Here is an 18,442-nt window from a genome sequence, read left to right as displayed (position 1 = left end):
TCGCGGTTCGTGGTTTGAGCCGCCTAATCGGAAACAGGCTGGAGACAGACCATGACGCGTAGCTACTCGAACTGGTTCGTGCGGGCGCGGCTCAAAACGCGGCAACTGCTATTGCTCGCGGCAATGGAAGAGGAAGGCAACGTTCGGCGCGCCGCCGACGTGCTCGGCATGACCCAGCCCGCGGCGTCGCGACTGCTCAAAGAGCTCGAGGACATGCTGGAAGTGAGCCTGTTCGACCGCACGCCGCACGGCATGCATGCCACGTTATACGGCGAGGTGATGATCCGCCATGCGCGCATGGTGCTGTCGAACCTGAGTCATGCGCACGACGAAATTTCGGCGTTGCGCGCGGGGCTGGCGGGGCAAGTGCGGATCGGCGTGATCGCGGCGGCCGCGGCGACCATGGTGCCGCGCGCGATTGCCAGTGTGAAGGAACGCTATCCGCAACTGCAAATCTGGGCAGAGGTCGCAACTTCGGATGTGATGCTGCCGCGACTGGCAGAAGGCGAACTGGACATCATGATCGGCCGCGTACTGGAGCGGCAGAATCAGTTCAAGACTGAAGTTCGCTACGAACCGCTCGCCGACGAGCCGCTTTGCGTGGTGGCGCGTCCCGGCCATCATCTCGAAAATGAGACAGGTTTGACACTGCGTGGAATCGTCAACGCGAGCTGGGTTTTACATCCTCCGGGCAGTGTTTTGCGTCATCGATTCGATCTGATGTTTTCGCAGATCGGGCTGAATCCGCCGCAAAACGTGGTCAATACCAACAATTTTCTGGCGATTTCGAGCCTGCTGCTTCAAAGCGACATGTTGGCGGTTTTACCCGACGAAGTGGCGCGTCAGTACCAACAGTATGGCGTTCTGAAGCGGATACCGATCGATTTACCGTGCAGGATGGATACATTCGGTATCATCACGCGCCAGTCGCACCTGCTTTCACCGGCGGCCTCGGTTGTGCTGGAAGCCTTGCGGGAAGCCGCTAGCGAGGTGTACGGCACCGCTTTCGAGCCAACAGTGGCGCGATAAATGCTTCTCCCGTGGTCACGACAGCCGGCTGGCGGCGCGGGAGGGACAGAAGATGTACAACAAACACGGAAAACGGCAACGCGCCGTCGACGATTCTTTTTCAGTTCGCTCCGGCGGAGCGAGCGCCTGGTTTAGCAACGGCATGGCTCTCAAATCGACGATTTACAAGGCGGAACTGCAGATCGCCAACATGGACCGGCACTACTACGCCGACCATTCGCTGACGATCGCCCGCCATCCCTCGGAAACCGACGAACGAATGATGGTTCGGGTCGCCGCGTTCGCGCTGTTCGCGCAGGAACGGCTTGAATTCTGCAAAGGTTTGTCGGATGTGGACGAGCCGGATCTGTGGGAAAAAGATCTGACCGGCGCGATCGACACCTGGATCGAAGTCGGCCAGCCGGACGAACGGCGCATCGCCAAGGCGAGCGGCCGCTCGAACAAAGTGATCGTGATTGCCTACGGCGGCCGTGCGTCGGACATCTGGTGGCAGGGCGTGCGCAACAAGGTTGAGCGCATGCGCAACGTGACGGTTTGGACGCTCGGCGAAGACGTCGCCACTGCCCTCGGCTCGCTGGCCGAACGGACCATGCGGCTGCAATGCACCGTGCAGGACGGCGAAGCATGGCTTGGCAGCGCCGATGCCGATGCGGTGAAAATCGAATGGACGGTGCTTAAGGCGCCCGCCAACGCCTGACGCGTCGACGCCTTACAAACTTGCCGATAGCTTTATAGCGACGTCATATGCGCCGCTTCCGGCGGGCCTTTCAGTTCGACCATGTTGCCTTCCGGGTCGAAGAGATACAGCGACTGTCCATAGCCGTCCGCGCCGTAGCGCTGCCCCAGTTCACCCAGCCGCGCGCCGTGTTCGACCAGATGCGCCTTGAGCGCTTCGGCGTCGAACGGATCGATGCGCAAGCACACGTGATCCATATTCCGCCCGGTGCCCGGCGCGCCGTTTTCGGCGTGGTCGAGTTTGGCACCCACCTGCAACAGATCGATCAGCGAACGGCCCGCGCGTAACTGCGTCAGGCCTAGATCGCGCTGCTCCTTCTCGACGCTGCAGCCGAGCACGTCGCAATAGAAGCGCGCCATGGCCTCGACGTTCGTCGCCCGAATGACAACGTGATCGATCTCGCGAATGTGGATTTTCATGTGGAACGCCCCTTGGCTGGCTCGCAGAACGCGTGAATTGCCAGTGTAGAAGAAAGGGCGGCGCTGCGAACACAGGTCGTGAAAGCCGCCTTAAGGGCCGGATCAGGACCGTATGGACGAAAAAAAGCCCGCTCTATGTGGAGCGGGCTGAATCCATATCAGGAGGAGACATGGAGGAGACAAGTACTAATATACACATCGGCCTGGTGCGACGCAATAACTTTTTAAGGGAAAACCCGATATCGTGCCAAATTGTCGCAGTTTTCCGTTAAAGGGGCGCCCGGCGGGGCTTTGGGTCTACGAAGAAGCGCAATGACAGAGCAAGAACCGGAGCGTAGTGTGTCGGCATGCGGCCTACATTGGTGAGCATCGACACCGTCTCTTCGGGACCATCATGAACCGCAAATCTACCGATACCGCCTCCGGCGCCAGCCACTGGACTTCCGACGACGCGCGCTGGCAAGCCGTCACCCACCGCAAGTCGCAAGCCGATGGCGCGTTCTTCTACGCCGTCAAAACGACCGGCGTGTTCTGCCGTCCGTCGTGCGCGTCGCGCCTGCCGCGCCGTGAGAACGTTGCTTTCTTCACCGATGCCGCCGCCGCGCGCGCCGCGGGCTTTCGCGATTGCAAGCGCTGCCAGCCCGGCGGCCTGCCGCGCGAGCTGGAAATCGTGAATCGCGCGTGCGCCGCGCTGGACGCCGACCCGCAGGAGCGCCTCACGCTCGCGCAACTGAGCGACGCCGTGCACGTCAGCCCGTTCCACCTGCAGCGTCTTTTCAAGCGGGTGGTGGGCGTGTCGCCGCGTCAATATCAGGCCGCGCAGCGGGGCGCCGCGTTGCGCGACGCGCTCCAGAGCGGCTCGGACGTCACTCGCGCCACGCTCGACGCGGGCTTCGGCTCGCCGTCGCGGATGTACGACAGCGCGTCGGCCGAACTGGGCATGGCGCCGTCCGCGTATCGCCGCAAGGGTGCCGGACTGACCGTTCGCTACGCCAGCGCGCCGACGTCGCTCGGTTATGTGCTGGTCGCGGCGACGGAGAAGGGCATCTGCAAGATCGCTTTCGGCGACGACAAAGCCGCACTCGCCAGCGATCTGCGCGGCGAATTCGCCAACGCCGACGTGTTGGAAGATACCGAACACCTGGCGCCGTTCATCGCGCAGATCGACGCCTATTTGCGCGGCACCCGTCAGGACTTCGATCTGCCGCTGGATATCGCCGCGACGGCATTCCGCCAGCGCGTGTGGGACGCGTTGCGGCGCATCCCGTACGGTGAGACGCGCAGCTATTCGCAGATTGCCGAAACGGTCGGCGCGCCTCGCGCCGTGCGCGCTGTAGCAAGCGCCTGCGCGACGAACCCGGTGGCACTGGCGATTCCTTGTCATCGCGTGGTGGCCAAGGGCGGGGCGCTGGCGGGCTATCGCTGGGGGTTGCCGCGCAAGGCCGCGCTGCTGGACAACGAGGCGCAGCATGCCGGCGCCTTCTCGTACGGCCAGATCGAGCGCAACCAGCGCGTCCATGCCGACGCCGACATCGACACCGAAACCATCACCAAACTGGACCACGCCGCGTGAGCACGCTTGACGAAGTCGCTACCCTTGAGTTGCCGTTCAAACCACCCTTCGACTGGCCGCGCCTGCTGCGTTTCTTCGGCGGACGCGCGACGCCCGGCGTCGAAGCGGTCGAAGACGGCGCGTACCGCCGCGCGATCGATTGGGCCGGCGACAGCGGCACGCTGAGCGTGCGTCTGCATCCGCGCAAGCGTTGTCTCGTCGCCAGCATGGAAGGGCCGGTAAGCCGTCACGCCGACGCGCTCGCCGCGCCGATTGCGAAGATGTTCGACCTGCACGCCGATCCGAAAAAGATCGGCGCAGAACTCGCCGCGGATCCGTGGCTCGCGCCGCTAGTCGAGGCCGTGCCCGGCTTGCGCGTGCCGGGCGCGTGGTCGGGCTTCGAGCTGGTGGTGCGTGCAATCGTCGGGCAGCAGGTCAGCGTGAAGGCGGCGACCACCATCATCGGCAGACTGGTGCAGCGCGCCGGCGAGCGTATCGAGGGACATCCGCATGAGGACACCGCCTGGCGTTTCCCAACGCCCGCTGCGCTGGCTGCTGTGGATCTCGCGCAAATCGGCATGCCGGGTAAACGTGTAGCGGCATTGCAGGGTTTCGCGCACGCGGTCGCCACCGGCGACGTGCCGCTCGACAACAACACGGCCGACTCCGACAGTCTGCGCGCCGCGCTGCTGGCGCTGCCCGGCATCGGTCCGTGGACCGTCGAGTACGTCGCCATGCGCGCATGGCGCGATGCCGATGCGTGGCCCGCGTGGGACCTCGTGCTGATGCAGTCGATCTGCGCGCGCGATCCATCGCTTGTGCGGCCCACGCAGCAGCGCGCCCGCACCGACACATGGCGGCCGTGGCGTGCGTACGCGGCGATGCATCTGTGGAATGAAGTAGCGGACCGCGCGGGCGCCGCGCGTGGTGGCTGAAACGGCGCGTCGCCCCCAGCCGTTGACGTAGTGCGTCGCCGATGGCGGCCGACACGTCGCGCGGTTTGGGGAGAAGAAATGCGGATCGCGCGGGAGGCGCGTGACGGATAGCGTGATGTCGGGCAAAGCCAACGGACTGGCGCAAAAAGCAGTGAAATTGGCCCAAAAAAGAAGCGGTCCGAAGTGCTCCGGCGACCCGCCGAAGCGGCCTCAAGCAGCCGTTCTGGCGAGATGTTAAAGTGCCCGCTACCGAAAATTCCGCCGAACGTTGTCAACCGCAGTGCTGCGGCACATGGCGGCCGACAACGCCAGACTCGCATCAATGCCAAACACGACACCTTCCCGCACGACCGACGCGCTCTCGCACCGCCTGTCCGTGCTGACCTCAGGCCCACAGCGCGACGCGCTGATACGCGGCCTGCGCGGCATCGAAAAGGAAAGCCTGCGCGTGACGCACGAGGGCAAGCTCGCCTTGACGCCGCATCCGCGCGCGCTCGGTTCGGCGCTCACGCATCCGTCGCTCACCACGGATTATTCCGAAGCGCTGCTCGAACTGATCACGCCGGCTGAGCATGACGTCGCGCTCACGCTCGAAAAGCTCGATACGCTCCACCGTTTTGTCTACGCGCAACTCGGCGACGAGATTCTGTGGAACAACTCCATGCCGGGCCTCTTGCCCGACACCGACGACGGCATTCCGATCGCGAACTATGGCAGTTCGAACATCGGCAAGCTGAAGTACGTGTACCGCATCGGCCTCGCGCTCCGCTACGGCCGCACGATGCAGTGCATTGCGGGCATTCACTACAACTATTCGCTGAACGAAGAAGTGTGGCGGCGGCTGCACGCGGACCAGCAATCCACCGCAAGCGCGGTCGATTTCCAGTCCGATCGCTATCTCGCGCTGATCCGCAATTTCCGCCGCACCAACTGGCTGCTGATGTATCTGTTCGGCGCATCGCCGGCGCTGGATCGGCGTTTCCTCCGCGATCGCAAACACACGCTCGACACGTTCGACGCCGACACGCTCTATCGTCCGTACGCAACCAGTTTGCGCATGAGCGACCTCGGCTATTCGAACACCGCGGCGCAAGCCGAATTGCGCGCCGACTACGACACGCTGCCGGGCTACCTCGACGCGCTCGCGAAAGCCGTGAGCCAGCCGTACCCCGCGTACGAGGCAATCGGCACGCAACGCGACGGCGAGTGGGTGCAGATCAACACGAACGTGCTGCAGATCGAAAACGAGTTTTACTCGACGATCCGTCCGAAGCGCATCACGCATCCGGGCGAGCGTCCGCTGCACGCGCTTGCCGCACGCGGCGTGCAATACGTGGAAGTGCGTTGCATGGACATCGACCCGTTCGAGCCCACCGGCATTTCACTCGAAACGTCGCGCTTTCTCGACGCTTACCTGCTGGTGTGCGCGCTCGACGACAGCGCGCTGTTACCGCCAGATGCTTATGCCGAAGCCAATCAGAATTTCGGCCGCGTAACGATGGAAGGGCGCAAGCCGGGCCTTGAACTGGCGCGCGACGGCCAACCGGTTGCGATGACGGACTGGGCGAACGAGCTGCTCATCAAGATCGACGCGGCCGCTGCCGCGCTCGACACTTTGCATGGCGGCGATGCGCATGCTCGCGCCGTCGCGGTTCAACGCGCGAAGCTGGCGGATGCATCGCTGACGCCGTCGGCGCGCGTGCTGCAGACCATGCGCGAGAAGCAGCAGAGCTTCCTCGCATTCGGTCTCGAACAAAGCGAAGCGCACGCCGCGTATTTCCGCTCACGTCCGCTGGATGCGGAGCAGACCCAGGCCTTCGCCGATCTCGCCGCGCAATCGCTTGCCGAGCAAGCCAAACTCGAACGGGAAGAAGTCGGTTCGTTCGACGCGTTCGTCGCTGCATATCGGGCGTATACGCTGAACCGGTTCAGCGTCTGAATCACGCTTGCAGGCGACATGACGAAAGAGCGGCCAACACGGCCGCTTTTTTTATTTCGCGCCGGTAACGTCTACGCAAAGTGCAGTGCGTTTCAAACGTCATCGGCAAATACTCCGCGCGTTCTAACGATTCTCTGATCCAGATGAAACACCGTCCCCGCGCCGTAGTCCAAACTGACATGACGCGCACCACAGAGGGAGGATTCAACGTGATGAAGAAAAGTCTGTTGGCCATGCTGTGCGTAGCGGCAGCGGGATGTTCAACGCAAGGGCAGGTCGATCCTGACGTCATGCAGATCGCGACCACGCCGCTAACGTGTTCGAACAAAACGGAATGCGATGCCTGGTGGCAACGCGCGAAAGCGTGGGTGGCGAGCCATTCGACGTACAAGATCGATGCCTCGACCGACACGTTGATCCAGACCGCCGGCCCGGATGGCGGCAAGCGCGCGTTGGCGTATCAGATCACGCGCGCCGCGAATCCGGACGGCACGGCAACGATCGGCTTCGCCGCGCATTGCGACGGCTCGATGGGCTGCAAGCCGAACCCGTGGGAAGCCGGTGCCGACTTCAAGCAATTCGTGCGAGGCACCGCGACCGGCGCGCCGCAGAGTGGCGCTAAACCCCCGCAAGCCGCGCCGACAGCGCCGCATCCGGATGCCCTGCAGGGTCAATCGATCCCGGCGACGAATGGCGAAGCCGTCACGCAATAAACGCTGAAGACGCGCGCGAAAAGTTGCCGGAACAATATCGTTTCTCTCGGCGCGCGTCCGCTCGAGGCAGCGTCAGACCTCAATGCCCCATCGACGGGCCTACGCCCTTGCGTGGCTTGGTAATCCACACCAGCACGGCGAGCACGAGAAACCCCGCGCAGGAAATGCGGAAAAAATCGTTAGTGGCCATCATATAAGCCTGCGCCGTCACCACCTGATTCAACTGCGCGGTGATGCCGTCGCCGGAGAGCCCGATACCGGCCAGCGCGTTGGTATAAGCATTGGTGTTCGCGGCGTAGACGTTGACCGAGTCGGTCAGCATCGCATGATGGCGGATCGTGTCGTTCTCCCAGTACGTCGTGCTAATCGCTGTGCCGATCGCACCCGATAAGGTCCGGAAAAAATTGGACAGCCCGGAAGCACTCGCCAGGCGTTCATCCGGCACGCTGGAGAGCGTGATGGTGGTCATCGGCACGAAGAAGCAGGCAACGCCGATGCCTTGCACGAGCCGTGGCCAGATCACATGATTGAAGGGCACGTCGAGCGTGAACGTGGAGTTCCAGAACGAGACGAACGCGAACACGATGAACGCAAAACTCGCCACCACGCGCAGATTCAGACGGTGCATGTTCTTGCCGATCATCGGCGACAAAAACAGCGCGAGCAAACCAACCGGCGCGGTCGCCAGACCGGCCAGGCCGGCGGTGTAACCCATCACCGTTTGCAGCCAGAGCGGGAAAATCACTACCGAGCCGAAGAAGGCCATAAAGCCGAACGACACGATTATCACGCCAAGCGCGAAGTTGCGATCCTTGAATAGCGAGAGATCGACCACCGGCTCTTTCTCGGTCATCTCCCACACCAGCATGAAGGCGAGCGACACCACCGCGATCACCGCCAGCGTCACGATAAACGTCGAGTTGAACCAGTCGCGATCCTTGCCGAGGTCGAGCACCATCTGCAGGCACGACACCCCGATCACGAGCAGCGCGAGGCCGACCGCGTCGATGCGCTGTTTCGTGGTCTTCGTCTCACGGCCGCGCAGCAGCAGGAACGCGCATACCGCCGAGAACAGACCGATCGGCACGTTGATATAGAAGATCCACGGCCACGTGTAGTTGTCGGTAATGTAGCCGCCCATCACGGGCCCGAAGATGGGCGCGCAGATCACCGTCATCGCCCATAGACCCAGCGCAAGTCCGCGCTTTTCCGGTGGATACGAGCGCATCAGAATGGTCTGCGAGAGCGGCACCATCGGCCCGGAAACGAGCCCCTGCACCAGCCGGAACGCGATCAGCGATTCAAAGTTCTGCGCGAAACCGCACAGCGCTGAAGCAATCGTGAAAAGCAACACGGACAGCGTAAACAGCTTCACTTCGCCGACGCGCCGGGCGAGCCAGCCTGTCAGCGGCACCGCAATCGCCGAGGCGACCGAATACGACGAGATCACCCAGGTGCCCTGGCTTGTTGCTACGCCGAGGCTGCCGGAAATGGTCGGCACCGCGACGTTCGCAATCGACGTGTCGAGCACTTCCATAAACGTGCCGAGTGCGAGCCCGACCGTTAGCAGAGCCAAAGCGCCGCCCTTGAGCGGGGCGGGTTCAGCGGCGGGCAGGGCGGCGGCGGAAGCCGTGGCATTCATCATTCTTCTCCTTAACTGGAAAGCTTGTCGCGGCAGCTTTATCGACCACACCAGCTAGCGTGTTTACATGCCGGATCACTCTCTGCCCAGACAGACATTTTCCGACGATGACGCTCTTGAAAAGCACGTTCAGGTTAGTGTTCGCCGTGTTCCCGCGGCGACGTTTCGGGGGATTCGTCCAGCGTTTCCTGTTGCGCCCCCAATCCACATCCCGCGCTCGCGCCCGCGTCGATGCCGTTCGCGATGAAACGGCCGAGCAGGTCGATCAACGTGGCGTGGTCGGCGGCCGAAAATCCGCGCAATTGCTCGTTCAGCACCGCCGCGCCCAGAGCGGGCAATTGCCGCGCGGCGTCGTGACCTTGCGGCGTCAACTCCAGCTTCACCATGCGCCGATCGGTCTCGCTGCGCGAACGCGCGATAAAGCCTTTCTTTTCAAGGCGATCGAGCAGACGCGTCATCGATCCGCTGTCGTAGGACATGGCGCGCGACAGCTCGAACGGTGTGCTCGCGCGCCGCGACGACAGCATGAGGATCACGCCGATCTGCTGCGTGGTCAGTCCCAATGGCTTGACCGCACGATCCGTCCGCTCGACCAGCACGTTTCGAGCTTTCGTCAGGTAGTAGCCAAGACTCGATTCGAGGTGAATCTCGTCCGCCTTGTAGGGGCCATCAGTCATCGTGTATCCGGGAACGTCTCGAGCAGAACGGATTTTAGCTGCCTAAGCAGACAAGTCAAATTTGATTTCGCGTAGCGCGAACGACAGGAAAACAACACGGCCGACGTTCGCGGACGGAAGTATCTTGAAATTTAATTGCATAGTCAATAGTATTATAGGCAACGAGTTACGCGCGACCCGCGCCACCCGAAACATGTTCTGACCGATTGTCTGCCGCCGCGACCGCGACGCGCAAAAAAGGATTTCCCCGATGCTGTACCTCAAAAACACGCTTGGCGGCCTGAGCCGCTCCCTGACCGATTCCGCACTCAACACCTTCCAAGGGCCGCACCGCTGGTGGAAACTCGCGCTGTTCGCCGTCCTGTTCGTCTTGCCTGGCGGATCGGTCGGCGTCGCGGTGCTGGCGTGGTTCGAGCATCGGCGGGGACAGAAGGGCGCCAAGGCAGGGAAAATCCAGTTGGTGGCGGCCACCGTACCTACGGCGAACGCCGCTGTCGCTCCTGCCAGCGCGGAAAAGCACGTCGGTCCCGCGGGCGCCTGCCAGGCGCGCGGCGATGCGCCGTGCCGGGCCGCCGCGGGTAAGCTGGCCCGCCGGGCCAAGTCGACGGAATCGCGGGTTTGACGCCTCGCCGGTAACAGCGCGTAACCTTCGCGGCGTCCTCCGTAACACACCTGCCTCCTTCCTCGCATTACCCTTTCAGTTTCCCGCGCCCAGCGGGCTCATACGCTAACATTCCGGCGACCAAGATCTCGCCCGGCCGGCGGTGTCGCCATTGGCCGCGCCGCGGCGTCCAGAAGGAATTCATTGCATGCAGTCTGATCGAATCTCGCGCGCGCGGATGCTTGCGCCTCGCGCCCTGACTATTGCGGTGGCCGCGGCCTTCGCCAGCCTGCTGGCGTCTTGCGCGGTCGGCCCCGACTACAAGCGGCCTGCCGCCGAGATCCCGGCGTCGTACAAGGAAGCCGCGCCCGGCTGGAAAGTCGCGCAACCGGCCGATCAGCAGGATCGCGGCGACTGGTGGAGCATTTACGAGGATCCTCAGCTCAACGCGCTCGAGGAGCGCCTGAACACCGCCAACCAGACCGTCGCTCAGTTTGCTGCCGCCTATCGTCAGGCGCGCGCGCTGGTCGGCGAGGCGCGTGCGGCATATTTCCCGACCATCGGCGCGTCGGCGGGTGCCACGCGTTCTGGCAACGGGAGGTCCTCCGGCGGCAACTCGACCACCGCGACGAGCCGCTCCGGCGTCGGCAACAGTTTCAACGTGCAACTCGACGCAAGCTGGGAGCCGGATCTGTGGGGTTCGGTCACCCGCTCGGTGAACGCGCAGAAAGCCGGCCAGCAAGGCGCCGCGGCGGACCTCGCCAACGCGCGGCTGTCGGCCCAGGCCACGCTCGCCCAGACCTATTTCTCGCTGCGCGCGCTCGATTCGACCCAAAAGCTGCTCGACGACACCGTCGCGGCCTATCAACGCTCGCTGCAGCTCACGCAAAACCAGTACGCAGCCGGCGTTGCCGCGCGCTCCGACGTGATTCAGGCGCAGACGCAATTGCAATCGGCGCAGGCGTCCGCGATCGACAACGGCGTTCAGCGCGCCCAGGACGAGCACGCAATCGCCGTCCTGGTCGGCGAACCAGCCTCAACCTTCTCGATTCCGCCGATGCCGCTCACCGCCACGCCGCCCACCGTGCCGGCGCAGATGCCCTCCGCGCTGCTCGAGCGGCGTCCGGATATTGCCTCGGCGGAACGCAAGGCCGCGGCGGCGAATGAACAGATCGGCGTCGCTATCGCCGCATTCTTCCCGTCGCTGACGCTGTCGGCGACCGGCGGCTTCGAAAATTCGGTGTTCTCGCAGCTGCTGACCGCGCCGTCGCGCTTCTGGACGCTCGGACCGCAGCTCGCGGCGACGCTGTTCGACGCCGGCCTGCGCCAGGCTCAGACCGACGCAGCGCGCGCTGCCTACGACGGCGACGTGGCGACCTACCGTCAAACGGTGCTGGCCGCGTTCCAGGACGTCGAGGACAATCTCGCGTCGCAGCGCATCCTCGCACAGGAAATCGTCGTGCAGCAGCAAGCGGTGGATTCGGCGCGCCAGGCGCTCGCCATCGTCACGAACGAATACAAGGCCGGTACGGTCGGCTACGTCAATGTGCTGACCGCGCAGACCACGGCCTTCACCGCCGAGCAGAAGCTGGAGAACATCGCCGGGCAACGGATGGTGTCGTCGGTCGGTCTGGTGAAGGCGCTGGGCGGCGGCTGGGACGTGTCGCAGATGAATCGCGAAACCGGCGACGTGGCGGCGCCGGTGCCGCTGCCCGCGTCATCGGCCGCGCCTGTCGCGCAAAGCGGGGCGACGCCGCTGTCGCGAATGCATACAGAGTAAAAGCGCCGGCCGTCGAGGCAAGGCAAAAGAGGCATGGCCGCATTCCACGGCCATGCCTCTTTTTTATCGCGCCGACGCCAGGCGCCACAACGGATCCAGCAGCCCCACGAGGTGATCGCGCTCCTACGCCGCAGCGCTGGCCGTCGCACGCAACGAAGCCGATTCCCCGCCTCAGGCAACAATGTGCGCCGAAATGCCGGACCGCGCGCGTCAGTGCACGAACGTCAACGCCACCGTGTCTGGCCCGCTCGGCCGCCCCAACAGGTTCAACAGTCCCGCGAGATTGTCGCGCGCCTCCGGCGCGGCGCTGGCCGTGCCATGAAACGACGTCGACGCCGCCGACACCGTGCCATTGCCGGTCAGCATCAACGGCCCCTTGGTGGTGGTCAGGTCGAGCGTGGATGATTCGCCCTGCGCCTGGAACAGCACCCGGTACGAGCCAAGCGGCTTGACCAGCGAGACGCGCGAACTGACGTCGGTCAACGTGACGGTGAGTTGCCCGAACGCTTCCCGATTGAAGCTGCGCCAGTCCGACCAGGACAGTTGCACGTTGCCCTGCAGATCGAGCGTGTTAAAGGGCGCGCCAAGACCGCTCAGCAGCGAAGCCGGCACGGCGATCGCGCCGGCCGTAACAGTCGCGGTGCGCGGCGTGGCATCCACGGTGATCGGCTCCGGCATCGCTTCGCTGTGCCGCATGATCATACGCACACGGCCGGTAAACAGCGGCCAGAACGCCGTGTGCCATTCGATCCGCCCGGGCAGCAGCGTCGCCGCGCTCATGTCCGAGCCGGCGGCCAGCATCAGCGTGGCCGAGCCGTGCCACAGCGAACCGGCCGGATTGACGAGATTGACGTGGCCACCTGTCTGCTTGGCGAACTGCGGGGTGATCCAGGCGGCCGGCAGCATCGTCAGCATCACGGCCGCGGCGGACAGCACCGCGATCACCAGCCAAGGCAGCGCGAGGCGCAAGCGCCGCATCCAGTAATTCATGCGAGATCCTGTGACGGCGCGGTCGCGGTTATTGTCATTTCGCGGTAGACGGCTGCAACGACGCCGTCAGGTCCACCTGGCCGTCTTCCTTGAGCGCCGTGGCGTGCGCCTCCGAGACTTGCACCTTGAACTGCTTGCGCACGTCGTCGACCCAGGCGGTCCATGCCGGGAACGATGCGTTCTTCAACTGGATCTGGACCGCATTGCCAATCACCTGAACCTGCGTCGCCGTGAGGCCGTGATCGTTGAGCGAAGCGGTCAGCGCGTCCTTCAGCGCGGCGCCGGTCGGCGCGACGCCTTGAGCCGCCGCCGACAGTTGACGCGCTTCGTTCGCCTGCGCGGTCATCTGCGCCAACTGACGCTGCATGGCGGGCAGCGATTCACGCAGATGCGAGCGGCCTTCCTGCGCCGGAGCCCACAGCACAGACCACGCGATCACCACGGCGAGAACGCCGCCGCCCCACGTCAGGAGGGCTTTTTCGCGCTCGGTGCGCTGTTCCCAGAATCCGGCCCATGTTTGAGCGAGTTCAGCTTTCATTGTCCGTTCCTGATGGTCCACTTGCCGGTATTGCTGTCGATCGCGCCGCTCAGGCCGTTGCGCGCGAGGCGCTTGGCGAAATCGGGATCGAGCTTGACCTCCGGCTTGAAGTTCACGTCGAGCCGGCGGTCGTGATAGTCGAGCGCGGCAATGCCGTTGACCGGCACCGGCGCCAGCGAACGCGCGAGGCCGTCGGCGAGCGGCAGGAAATCGTCCGGCGACAGCTCGCCCGCCGCCACGCGCAACTGCTGTAACTGACGCGCCATCTGGTCGGGCGCGTCGAGCACGACGGTCGTTTTGGGGAAGGTATTGAGCAGCAATTCGGTCATCTGGGTGTTGATCGCATCGCGTTGGCGCGCGAGCATCAGCCACTGCACGTTTGCACCGATGATGGCGATCAGCAGCGCGCCGACCGCGAGCAGCACGGGCAGCCGCAGACGCCGCAGCGTCGCGCGGTCGAGCCGCCACGGCTGCGAAGCAAACTCGAACTGGCACAGGTCGAAGCGGCACTCCAGCGCGCGCCGCGCCAGTTGCTCGAACGGCAGCGGACTCGCGCCGTGGATGTGCGCAGCCAGCCGCGCCGGGCTATTCGGCGCGAGACTCGGCTCGTTGCCGGGCACTTCGGTGAGCATGTGCAGCGAGACCGGCGCCGCCCCGGCGAGCGCGGCAAGCGTCGCGTTCACGGCATTGGCGGGCACTGCCAGCCCTTCGCCCTGCACACCGCGCGCAATCGCCAGTTCGACGCGCGGCACGCCTCGGTCGCCTGCGCTGTTTGCCACGCCTTCGAGCAGCAGGGCGGGCGCGGTCTGGACTACGGCGCCGAGCACGGCGGCCACCATCGGCACCGCAGCCGCGACGCCGGGCGCCAGCAGCGGTGCGACGTCCGGCGACGACGACGCCCCGCCTGCAGCGTCCGCCATGGCCGGCTCACCGGCATTTACCGTTTCGGCGACTTCGGCGGGCACATCGGCATCGAGCGCGGCCGCCTGCGGCAGGCAGCGCGTGACCGGCACTGCGCGCAAACTGCGATGCCCGGCGTTGGCGAACGATTCGCAGATATACCGGAACCAGCCGCGGTCGATGACCGCCAGCAACTGCCGGCCGCCCGCGAGCGGTTTCGGGTCGACGGCGATGTGACAGGTCTGCGGGTCCTGGATTAGTTGATCCTCGACGATATTGGGCAGCGCTTGGCGCAGCCGCGGGCCACGCAGCGGCGGCAGTGTGGCGGGCATCATCAGCAGATCGCGCGCGGCGACCATCAGCACCGTGGTGGACGCGCGCGGCAGCAGCGCGAGCGCCGACCGGCCGGCGCGCTGGGCGCGGCCCGACTTGTCGAGCAGCACGAACGGCAGCTCCGGCAGTTGCCATTCCTGCGACGGCACCGCCGGATCACGCGGCGGCAATAGAACGATCAGCGTGCTCAAAGGCCACTCTCTCTGGGAAAAGCGTTATTCATAGTTGGTCTTCTACTCGCACGATACGCGTAGTGTGAGTCAATGCGTCGCGATAGACGAGGGTCGTGCGGTCCACTTCGGCGCGTTCGTGCTGCACGCGGCCGTGAATGAGGAAGTAATTCGAGTTGACGTCGAGTTCGCTCGGGTCGATCGAGACCGATTGCACGCCGGCGCCGCGCAACGCGAGCTGAATGTCGCCGACATTGCGGAAAAACACCGTTTGCCGGCGCGCGACGAAGGCTTGCGCCGTCGACAGGCTCATTCCTTGTACGACCGCCGCGATGACTTCGGCCGAAGCCGTGTTCACGTTGACCGCCGAGACGGTCGGCAGCACGGTGACGAAGGGGCGCAGGCGCGCGACCATTTCGGGCGTATAGCCGGGGATATCGAGCAGCGAGTCGACGCTGGTCATCTGGATCGGCGCGTTCGCGGAGCTGTCGTCGCTGTCTTCGATACCCGGTTTGTTGGTGAAGCTGCCGCCGGTGGCGCCGCCCTGGATCGGCGGCGGGGTCGCGGTGGTGCCGTTCGTCGAAGTGATGGTCTGGAAACGGGTTGCCGATTGTGCGAGGCTCGCGCGGACCTGGATTGCCGTGGTTTTTGCCAGCTGGCTGTTTGCGCCGAGCGATGCCAATAGGCGCTGGTAGGCGCCGATCTGGTCCATGTCCAGTTGCATCACGCCCGGGGCTGGGCTTTCGACCAGGTTTCGCAGGTTGAATTTTGCCTGGGCGTCTTCGATTGATCCCGATAGGTAGGTTTCTGCGCCTTGTTGTGCTCTTACTTCGCCTATTTGGCCCAGGAAATCGGATAGGCGGGTTTTGGCTATTGGGACGCCCCATAGACCGCCAAGGTATGTGATGCCGGCTGATGTGTCGCCTTCTGAGCGGAGGATCAGGCGTGTCCAATCTAGCGCGCCGCGGGCTACCCATTGGGCTTGGGACAGGAGGCGCTGGTTTTCTATCCTTCGGATCTGGACTTGCTGGCGCCAGAGCATGCCTGACACTAGGATCGCTGATAGTGCGACTACTAGTAATGCGCTGATTATGGCTACGCCGGTTTGGGTTTTTTTGGTTTTTTGGGTTTTGTTGGCCTTTCCTTGAATTCTTTGTGGTCTATTAGCGTTGCCCCTGTGCGGGGCGGCACCTACTTTCTTTGCCGCGGCAAAGAAAGTAGGCAAAGAAAGCCGCTTCACACCGCCAATGCTAAGCGGATCCCCCGCACAGCCTCGGTAGTGGACCATCTGGAATCTGTCTCCTCGCACATTCAACCCCGGTGACAAGGCCGTCATACCTCCCGCCTCGCACTCCGTGCTCGCCGGAAGGGTAGAGCGCGGTGCCTGCGTTTTGGCGGAGCGGGGGCCGTCGGCTTCGCCTCGGTGGGGCGCCGAATTAGGTGCGGGTGCATGCCCAGACACCGAAGCAGACCGGAGATACCATGAGGCGTACTCCGGCATTGCCAGGGACTGCTGGTTTAATTGCTTGCCGCCCGGCGCGCGAAGCGCCGCCGGAGCGGATGACTGCTTGGTCACTGCGGTTGGCTGTGCGAGGGATGGTGCGTTGATCGCGCCACAAAAGTGACTGTGCGGGGGCCCCGCTTGTACGTTAGCGGTGTGAAGCCGCTTTCTTTGCTTACTTTCTTTGCGGCGGCAAAGAAAGTAAGTGCCGCCCCGCACAGGGGCAACGCTAATAGACCACAAAGAATTCAAGGAAAGGCCAACACCAAAAACCGCCAGACACTCCCGTCGGAAAGACAAAACCGAGAACCTCATATCACTCTCCGACGAGAAAAACGCGAGTAACAGGCCGCGCCAACGACTTAGCCCCGACACTCACCTGCAACCCCGTCACCGACCGCGGCAGCGGCGCACTCCCCAACTGGGGCACCTTAAGATTATTGTCAGCCTCGGTAATAGCACTCTGCACCTCACCCATCTGCGTAGTCCACCCCACCTTAGGCACATAAACCTGAGCAGAAATAGACCCAACACCGCCCATCAACGGCACACCACTCCACCCTTCACCTTCACTGCCGCGCAAAGCCCGCCGCAATTCCCCCATATTCGCCAACGGCGGCGACGCATATCGAATCACGCGTCCATCGGACACCCGATACCGCACCACCTGCAACCGCGGCGCCGCGCCCGGCAACCGAAATTCCCGCACGATCTGCAACACGCTGCCGGACACCGACACCGCCGCCTGCCCAGCTTCATCATCCGACGCGGCCTGCCGCGCATCGATCCGCATCTGGTCGAACAGCTGCGCAAAAACGCGCTCGTCCTCCATCGCGCTCGTGATGGTCTGCCGCCCGCGAATGATCTGGTCGAGCCCTCGCCACGACAGCACGGCAATCACCGCCAGAATCGCAATCGCCACCAGCAATTCGATCAGCGTGAAACCACGCGCGCCCCTTGCCCTCAACGGGCGGCGGCGCTCAGAGCGAACGGTTGTTTTCATTCGCGACCACCGTCACCATCTGAGCCAGATTGCCGGAACCGCCCGGCATCGTCACCATCACTTCCACCCGACGAAACACCGGGTTCGGCGTGGCCGTCACCTGCTCCGTACAGACCAGCTGCAAGTTGCCCTGCGAACAGTCGAAACTCGTCGAGCCGACGTTCGGCCAGGCATGCGTCAGATGCAGTTGCGCCAAGGTATTGTCCGCGCTCCAGCCCGCCAGCAAACGGCGGTGCAGATCGGCCTCGCCGCTCGCCAGACTGCCCACCGCGCGCAACGACGCGGCCAACGCCACCGCGATGATCGCCAGCGCCACCAGCACTTCGATCATTGTGAAACCGCGCTGCGCGCCGTGAACCTTCTCGCGAGCCGTCATGCTCCTGCAACGACGCATCTCAGTGCACCTCGTAGCGGCCATTGCCGGTGCTGACTATCGTCGCGCTCCCGGCTGCCGAAAACAGCGTGATCTGCACAGGCACGTCGATCGCCTCGGTGCCGAATACGATACGGCTGGGCTGCGAATCCGAACCCGGATAGCTGATGCTCACCCCGGTCACGCCACCTTCCCAGCGACGCGGCCCCAGCAGATCGTCACGTAGCGGACGCCAGCCGTCTTCGGTGCGCAAGTCGAAGCGAAAGCCGCCATCGAGCGGTTGCCAGGCGATCGGCCGCGCGCGCACCTGCGCTTCGTCGCCAGCCGATTCGAACAGCAGCGCGAGACGCTGTGCTTCCTCGTTCAGATCAGTGCGCGGATTGCGTGTCATCGTCAACGCGGTCAAAGACACCAGCAAGCCCGCAATCACCAGCACCACCAGCATTTCGAGCAGTGTGAAACCCGCCGCGCGTTTGCCGCCGCCGGGCCGGCCCGCCTCACGCGGGTGACGCACGCCTTGCGAGCGCACGCTGGCCCGCGCCGCGCGCGGCAACGGAGCCGTACAGGGCGTGTCCACACGGGACTTGCAAGGGGACAATCGCATAGTGCCG

Annotated in this window: 18 protein-coding genes; 8 read left to right on the top strand and 10 right to left on the bottom strand. The window is 64.1% G+C overall.

The window, feature by feature from the left end; all coding sequences use genetic code 11:
• Positions 1-51: 51 nt before the first annotated feature.
• Together B0G73_RS30740 and B0G73_RS30735 are read left to right on the top strand one after the other, a co-directional pair.
• A complete protein-coding gene (locus B0G73_RS30740; protein ID WP_106284918.1) occupies positions 52-1,029 on the top strand; it encodes a LysR family transcriptional regulator in 978 nt (325 codons plus the stop codon).
• Positions 1,030-1,171: 142 nt separating this feature from the next.
• The gene (locus tag B0G73_RS30735) at positions 1,172-1,726 is read left to right on the top strand and encodes a YaeQ family protein (protein WP_106284955.1); all 555 of its coding nucleotides are present in this window, start codon (positions 1,172-1,174) and stop codon (positions 1,724-1,726) included.
• A gap of 32 nt (positions 1,727-1,758) precedes the next feature.
• On the opposite strand, the gene B0G73_RS30730 is transcribed toward B0G73_RS30735, so the two are convergent.
• Positions 1,759-2,184, bottom strand: coding sequence for a VOC family protein (locus tag B0G73_RS30730; RefSeq protein WP_106284917.1), 426 nt, complete (start codon positions 2,182-2,184; stop codon positions 1,759-1,761).
• 394 nt (positions 2,185-2,578) lie between these two features.
• Between B0G73_RS30730 and ada the strand changes: the two genes are divergently transcribed.
• From ada to B0G73_RS30710, 4 genes are all read left to right on the top strand, one after another.
• Positions 2,579-3,757: a bifunctional DNA-binding transcriptional regulator/O6-methylguanine-DNA methyltransferase Ada gene (ada, locus tag B0G73_RS30725; RefSeq protein ID WP_106284916.1), complete on the top strand. Its 1,179-nt coding sequence runs from the start codon at positions 2,579-2,581 to the stop codon at positions 3,755-3,757.
• Positions 3,754-4,671 carry a DNA-3-methyladenine glycosylase gene (locus B0G73_RS30720; RefSeq protein WP_106284915.1) on the top strand — a complete coding sequence of 306 codons (918 nt, stop codon included), beginning with the start codon at positions 3,754-3,756 and terminating at the stop codon, positions 4,669-4,671. Before ada ends, B0G73_RS30720 begins: the two co-directional genes overlap by 4 nt.
• 322 nt (positions 4,672-4,993) lie before the next feature.
• The gene (gene gshA, locus B0G73_RS30715) at positions 4,994-6,610 is read left to right on the top strand and encodes a glutamate--cysteine ligase (protein WP_106284954.1); all 1,617 of its coding nucleotides are present in this window, start codon (positions 4,994-4,996) and stop codon (positions 6,608-6,610) included.
• 212 nt (positions 6,611-6,822) lie between these two features.
• Positions 6,823-7,323, top strand: coding sequence for a hypothetical protein (locus tag B0G73_RS30710; RefSeq protein ID WP_181196677.1), 501 nt, complete (start codon positions 6,823-6,825; stop codon positions 7,321-7,323).
• A gap of 79 nt (positions 7,324-7,402) precedes the next feature.
• On the opposite strand, the gene B0G73_RS30705 is transcribed toward B0G73_RS30710, so the two are convergent.
• Together B0G73_RS30705 and B0G73_RS30700 are read right to left on the bottom strand one after the other, a co-directional pair.
• Positions 7,403-8,965 (bottom strand): DHA2 family efflux MFS transporter permease subunit, encoded by a 1,563-nt coding sequence (locus tag B0G73_RS30705; RefSeq protein WP_106284914.1) that lies wholly within the window; start codon positions 8,963-8,965, stop codon positions 7,403-7,405.
• Between the two features lie 134 nt (positions 8,966-9,099).
• Positions 9,100-9,642, bottom strand: coding sequence for a MarR family winged helix-turn-helix transcriptional regulator (locus B0G73_RS30700; protein ID WP_106284913.1), 543 nt, complete (start codon positions 9,640-9,642; stop codon positions 9,100-9,102).
• Positions 9,643-9,892: 250 nt separating this feature from the next.
• On the opposite strand from B0G73_RS30700, the gene B0G73_RS30695 reads away from it, so the two are divergent.
• Entirely contained in the window at positions 9,893-10,264 is a 372-nt protein-coding gene (locus tag B0G73_RS30695; protein WP_106284912.1) for a hypothetical protein, read from the top strand.
• Positions 10,265-10,451: 187 nt separating this feature from the next.
• Positions 10,452-12,023, top strand: coding sequence for an efflux transporter outer membrane subunit (locus B0G73_RS30690; protein WP_106284911.1), 1,572 nt, complete (start codon positions 10,452-10,454; stop codon positions 12,021-12,023).
• Positions 12,024-12,233: 210 nt separating this feature from the next.
• Here the strand turns inward: B0G73_RS30690 and B0G73_RS30685 are convergent, their stop codons facing one another.
• From B0G73_RS30685 to B0G73_RS30655, 7 genes are all read right to left on the bottom strand, one after another.
• Positions 12,234-13,013: a type II secretion system protein N gene (locus tag B0G73_RS30685; RefSeq protein ID WP_106284910.1), complete on the bottom strand. Its 780-nt coding sequence runs from the start codon at positions 13,011-13,013 to the stop codon at positions 12,234-12,236.
• Positions 13,014-13,047: 34 nt separating this feature from the next.
• Positions 13,048-13,551 carry a type II secretion system protein M gene (locus B0G73_RS30680; RefSeq protein WP_106284909.1) on the bottom strand — a complete coding sequence of 168 codons (504 nt, stop codon included), beginning with the start codon at positions 13,549-13,551 and terminating at the stop codon, positions 13,048-13,050.
• Positions 13,548-14,975, bottom strand: a complete 1,428-nt coding sequence (gene gspL / locus B0G73_RS30675) for a type II secretion system protein GspL (RefSeq protein WP_106284908.1) — start codon at positions 14,973-14,975, stop codon at positions 13,548-13,550. Before gspL ends, B0G73_RS30680 begins: the two co-directional genes overlap by 4 nt.
• A gap of 28 nt (positions 14,976-15,003) precedes the next feature.
• Complete coding sequence (gene gspK / locus B0G73_RS30670; RefSeq protein WP_181196676.1) at positions 15,004-16,290, bottom strand: type II secretion system minor pseudopilin GspK; 1,287 nt, start codon at positions 16,288-16,290, stop codon at positions 15,004-15,006.
• A 481-nt stretch (positions 16,291-16,771) separates the two neighbouring features.
• On the bottom strand, positions 16,772-17,458 hold the full coding sequence (locus B0G73_RS30665) for a type II secretion system protein J (RefSeq protein ID WP_106284907.1): 687 nt from the start codon (positions 17,456-17,458) through the stop codon (positions 16,772-16,774).
• Entirely contained in the window at positions 17,436-17,852 is a 417-nt protein-coding gene (gspI, locus tag B0G73_RS30660) for a type II secretion system minor pseudopilin GspI (RefSeq protein WP_106284906.1), read from the bottom strand. Before gspI ends, B0G73_RS30665 begins: the two co-directional genes overlap by 23 nt.
• 1 nt (position 17,853) lies before the next feature.
• On the bottom strand, positions 17,854-18,435 hold the full coding sequence (locus tag B0G73_RS30655) for a GspH/FimT family pseudopilin (RefSeq protein WP_106284951.1): 582 nt from the start codon (positions 18,433-18,435) through the stop codon (positions 17,854-17,856).
• Between the last annotated feature and the right edge of the window lie 7 nt (positions 18,436-18,442).

It is taken from the genome of Paraburkholderia sp. BL25I1N1 (assembly GCF_003002025.1).
Lineage (GTDB): Bacteria > Pseudomonadota > Gammaproteobacteria > Burkholderiales > Burkholderiaceae > Paraburkholderia.
Note: the sequence above shows the minus strand (reverse complement) of the source record. Positions and strands in the feature narration are given on the sequence as shown.